The organism is Streptomyces sp., from assembly GCF_019510245.1.
GTDB lineage: Bacteria > Actinomycetota > Actinomycetes > Streptomycetales > Streptomycetaceae > Streptomyces.
The window spans coordinates 1-3,995 of the sequence record NZ_JAEKKT010000013.1; the positions used below are offsets into that span (position 1 = coordinate 1).

General features: G+C 68.9%; 6 protein-coding genes and 1 pseudogene. 3 read left to right on the forward strand and 4 right to left on the reverse strand.

Annotated elements, in window-relative coordinates:
• On the reverse strand, positions 1 to 514 hold a 514-nt coding region (locus tag JF597_RS00295), incomplete at its 3' end, for a phosphotransferase (protein ID WP_293986524.1).
• Positions 515 to 560: 46 nt separating this feature from the next.
• A complete protein-coding gene (locus JF597_RS00300; RefSeq protein ID WP_293986525.1) occupies positions 561 to 1,355 on the reverse strand; it encodes an alpha/beta fold hydrolase in 795 nt (264 codons plus the stop codon).
• 62 nt (positions 1,356 to 1,417) lie between these two features.
• Here JF597_RS00300 and JF597_RS00305 point away from each other — a divergent pair, with 62 nt between their 5' ends.
• Both JF597_RS00305 and JF597_RS00310 read left to right on the forward strand, forming a co-directional pair.
• Positions 1,418 to 1,855 carry a MarR family winged helix-turn-helix transcriptional regulator gene (locus tag JF597_RS00305; protein WP_293986526.1) on the forward strand — a complete coding sequence of 146 codons (438 nt, stop codon included), beginning with the start codon at positions 1,418 to 1,420 and terminating at the stop codon, positions 1,853 to 1,855.
• A 51-nt stretch (positions 1,856 to 1,906) separates the two neighbouring features.
• The gene (locus JF597_RS00310) at positions 1,907 to 2,149 is read left to right on the forward strand and encodes a hypothetical protein (protein ID WP_366916359.1); all 243 of its coding nucleotides are present in this window, start codon (positions 1,907 to 1,909) and stop codon (positions 2,147 to 2,149) included.
• A 123-nt stretch (positions 2,150 to 2,272) separates the two neighbouring features.
• Here the strand turns inward: JF597_RS00310 and JF597_RS00315 are convergent, their stop codons facing one another.
• Positions 2,273 to 2,551: a hypothetical protein gene (locus tag JF597_RS00315; RefSeq protein ID WP_293986529.1), complete on the reverse strand. Its 279-nt coding sequence runs from the start codon at positions 2,549 to 2,551 to the stop codon at positions 2,273 to 2,275.
• A 287-nt stretch (positions 2,552 to 2,838) separates the two neighbouring features.
• Positions 2,839 to 3,159, reverse strand: a complete 321-nt coding sequence (locus tag JF597_RS00320; RefSeq protein ID WP_293986531.1) for a DUF6191 domain-containing protein — start codon at positions 3,157 to 3,159, stop codon at positions 2,839 to 2,841.
• A gap of 378 nt (positions 3,160 to 3,537) precedes the next feature.
• Between JF597_RS00320 and JF597_RS00325 the strand changes: the two are divergent.
• A pseudogene (locus tag JF597_RS00325) lies at positions 3,538 to 3,995 on the forward strand (ornithine cyclodeaminase family protein); the annotation flags it as partial.

Below are 3,995 nucleotides of genomic sequence, written 5' to 3' on the forward strand. Positions count from 1 at the left end.
CCCAGGCCGCCGTGTCGGCGTCCTTCGGAGTCACGACGGTGTCGGCGGTCGACAAGGTCACGTACCCCGGGGGCCGCTCGGCGGGGGCGGGTCGCACCGCGTGGATCGCCACGAGCTCGCGGGCGAGCAGAGGGACGCGCGCCTCCACCCCCTCGTCGTCGAGGACCGTTCGGCCGGCCAAGTGGGTCATCAGCAGCGACGGGTACTCGCAGTGCGCGGCCCTGTGATCAACCGCGACCAGTCCAGGAGCCGGCACCCCGCTCCCCGCTAGCAGGGCAAGGGCGCCTCTCTCCCTGTTCAGCCAGTCCTCGGCGTGCTCCACATCGACCAAGGTCCGCAACACCAGGTCACGGGTGCCTCCGTCCCGCCTGGCGACGGTCACGCGCCGCATCTCGGCTGTGATACCGCCGTGCAGCGCCTCGGTTCTGACGACCCGTTCGCCGCCGTCCAGATGCCGGCCCACCCAGGCCAGCGTCAACGGCCGGACGGCCCCGTCCCCATCGCGGTCTGCCACCACGCCACCTCAACATCCGGTTGGCGGCCCGTGCAACGGCTTTCGCTCACTGCTGGTCCGACGCATCTCCCGACTGGCGCAGGTGCGCGTCGATCAGGGCGAAGGTGGCTTCCGGCTGTTCGATCTGCGGAAGATGGCCGGCCTTGGGGATGACTTCGAGCCGGCCGTCGCCGAATGCGTCGGCGTACGCGGCGCCGTAGGCGGGGGTGACGATGCGGTCGCTCTCACCCCAGAGCAGAAGGGAAGGCACCTGGACCTGCCCGAGCCGGCCCAGCAGTGCGGGGTCGTGCATGTAGGGATCGCCGGCGAGGATGCGCATGGTAGCCATGTTGGCTTGCCTGCGCGCGAGTTCATCGGCCGGGAGGCCGGCCGGGTCGAGGTAGTACCGGTCCGGGTCGTGCCAGGAGTGCTCCGCGACGCCTCGGGCGTCAAGGGCGAAGAAGTCGGTGATGTGTTCCGTCTCCGCTTGCACGCCCACCGCGTCGATCAGGACGAGGCCGGTGATGCTTCCCTCGCTGTCACGTACGGCCATCTCCGCGGCTATCCAGCCCCCGAGGGACGAGCCGACGACGAGAACATCGCGCAGTCCGCGATCGCGCAGCATGTGCAGATAGGCGAGGGCAAGGTCGTCGATGCCGGTGAGCCAGGCGGGGCGATGGGCGCCGTCCCAGCCGGGGTGCACGGGTGCGATCGTGTGAGCGGTGCGGGAGAGATGCTGGGCGAGGCCTGCGACGGTGGCGGGGCCTCCGCCGCCGTGCAGGACGAGGACCGGCCTGCCTGCTCCGGCCTCGGACAGCGTCAGGGACAGGTCTGCGTACATGGCTGCTGCGGTGGTGGGCATGCCGACCATAGTAACTAAACATACTTATATAAGCTAGCTTGGTCATGAGGTAGACTTGATGCATGCACGTTGAGCTGCAAGAACTCGGCAGAGCGGTCAAACAGGCCCAGTACCGACAGCACCGCGCCCTCGACAGCGCCCTCCAGGCCGTCGGCACGACGCTGGCCCAGTGGGACGCCCTGCGCGCGATCAGCCGCTCGCCCGGAGCATCCGCCCGCGAACTGGCCGCAGCCACGTTCCAGACCGAACAGGCCTTCGGAACCCTCGCCGGCCGCCTCACCGCCCAGGACCTCGTAGAACGCCGTCCCGGACACGGCCGGCGCATCGAACACCACCTCACGCCCACTGGCCGGCAGATCCTGGCAGCAGGTCACAAGATCGCCGACGAAGTGCTCGCCGACTGCTTCTCGCCCCTGCCGGACGCGGACCGCGCAACCCTTCTCGGTCTGCTCGGGCGCCTCACCACAGCAGAGACACCTACTGAACCGCACCGAGCCTGATGGAGAGGCTCCGCGCCCCACACCATCAGTGAGCAGTCGGGCGGCCCGAACCTGCCCGCCGCAGCGGCTTCGAGGAAGCAACTGGCGCAGGCGGTGGAGCGCATGGTCGCCGGAGCACAACAGGACGGCGCGATCCGCAGCGATCCTTCCCCCGCCGACACCACCACTCTGATCAGCGAGGCCCCGTACGCGATCGCGCGGGCGCGCCCCGCGTCCAGGCAACTCACCGACGTCTGCCTCGCCGTCCTCATGAACGGCCTCCGCCCGCCGTCGGAGCGGCCGGGCATGCCATGAGCCGCATCCGGCCCCAGCGGTTCGGCCAGGCGGTGAAGTCCATGACCTCGGCAAGGCCGCCCGTACGGGACAGCGGCTTCTGGCGCCACTGCCGGCGTCGGAGCGGCTCACCAGTGATCAACGTCAACCGGTGGGTTCGATGCGGAGGACGGCGGTCGCATCCAAAATGTCGACGACCTTCAGGCTCATGGCGTCGTTGATGGTCGCAGCGGGGCCCTCGCCGCAGCTGAGCGCGACACCGCCTCCGCCGCCCGACGACACACTGCCGCCACCGGAACAGCCCGAGACGCTGTAACCCGACCCTGTCAGCTCGGCGACCATGTCCACTCTTCCGCCACCGATCGACGTCACCTTGATCGGCCCGAGACCGTACGCTTCCGGAACTGTCACGACGTCTCCCACGGCGACCTTGATTTCGCACGCCCCGTCAGCACACGGTCCGGTTGGCGAGGGCGAGGGCGTGGGCGACTGTGCGGCATCGGACGCAGGCCGGGATCCGGACCTGCTGGGCTGGCCCCCGGCGGAGGGCCCGTCCGAAGAGTCCGAGGAACATGACGTGAGAACGGCGAACACGCAAGCGACAACAACGGCAACGGCGGCAGTGGATGACGTTCCTCTACGCATCATGATTGCCATTGAACCCCCCACCACCGCAGGCTGAACGCGTTCGGCAGAGACCAGCACTTGAGCTACCGACCGGCTGGAGGCATACGGACGACCGCTGTTCCGCCCTCCAGATCCACCATGGTCCGGTTCGGCGGTGCCCCGTCCTCCTCGTCGTCCCTGAGGATGAGCGCCGACTGGCGCTCCTTCAGTTGGCTCTGCTTGCCCGGCGAGAAGCTCGCATGAAGCTGCTCGAAGCCGGTTGCGGAGATCTGTCCCTGTCGGGCGCTGTTCCGCCAGGGCAGCAGCCCGGCTCGACCGGCGCGCAGAATCACCTGATCGGTGAAGGCCACGGCCGTCAACAAAATAACCAGTCCGGGCAGGGTCATGAAGACGGCGAATCCCATGCGCCCAGTATCCGGGGTGAGGCACAGGCACACGCCGACTTCAGGAACTCTCTCGGTCCGCCGACCAACGGCCGACACACCGACCGACCACCGCGTCCGGGCCTACCTTTCGTCAACGACCACAACCCGGTCGGCGCCCCTTCACCACCGACCCGTCCGCTAGGCCCGCCAACTGCCTTACCTCAGACGGCACTTCGCAGAGCAACTCCGAGGCCGCCCGTGACGCGGCTCCGGCGACCGCCGCACGCAGATGATCTCCGCCTGCCAAATCTTGCCGGAGCCACAACGGCGTGTCCTTGCCTGGGCAGAGCGGGCTGCGGTCGACGCTTTGGCTGTACCGTCGCTCGCCGTACGACCGGCATCAGGAGGTTGAGACGCATGCTTGTTCTGGGCCGCTCGCAGGTCGAGGCCCTGCTCGACGTGGACTCGCTGATCGATGCCCTGGCCCTGGCGATGGCAGACCTCAGTGCCGGCCGCGCGTCGGTACCCGACCGCGTCGCCGCCCTGGTACCCGAACGCGACGGATTCCTGGCGGCCATGCCGGGCTTCCTGCCGTCGGCAGGGGTGCTCATGACCAAACTGGTGTCACTCTTCCCGCACAACGACGGAACACGGTTGCCCACACATCAGGCGCTGATCGTGGCGTTCGATCCGGACACCGGCGAGCCCACTGCGCTGCTGGACGGTACGGCCATCACCGCAGCGCGGACCGGCGCCTGCTCCGCGTTGTCCGCGCGACTGCTGGCCCGCCAAGACGCGACAGTGCTGGCAGTACTCGGCACCGGCGTGCAGGCCAGGTCCCACGCCCGCGCGATCTGTCGGGTCCGCCCGATCCG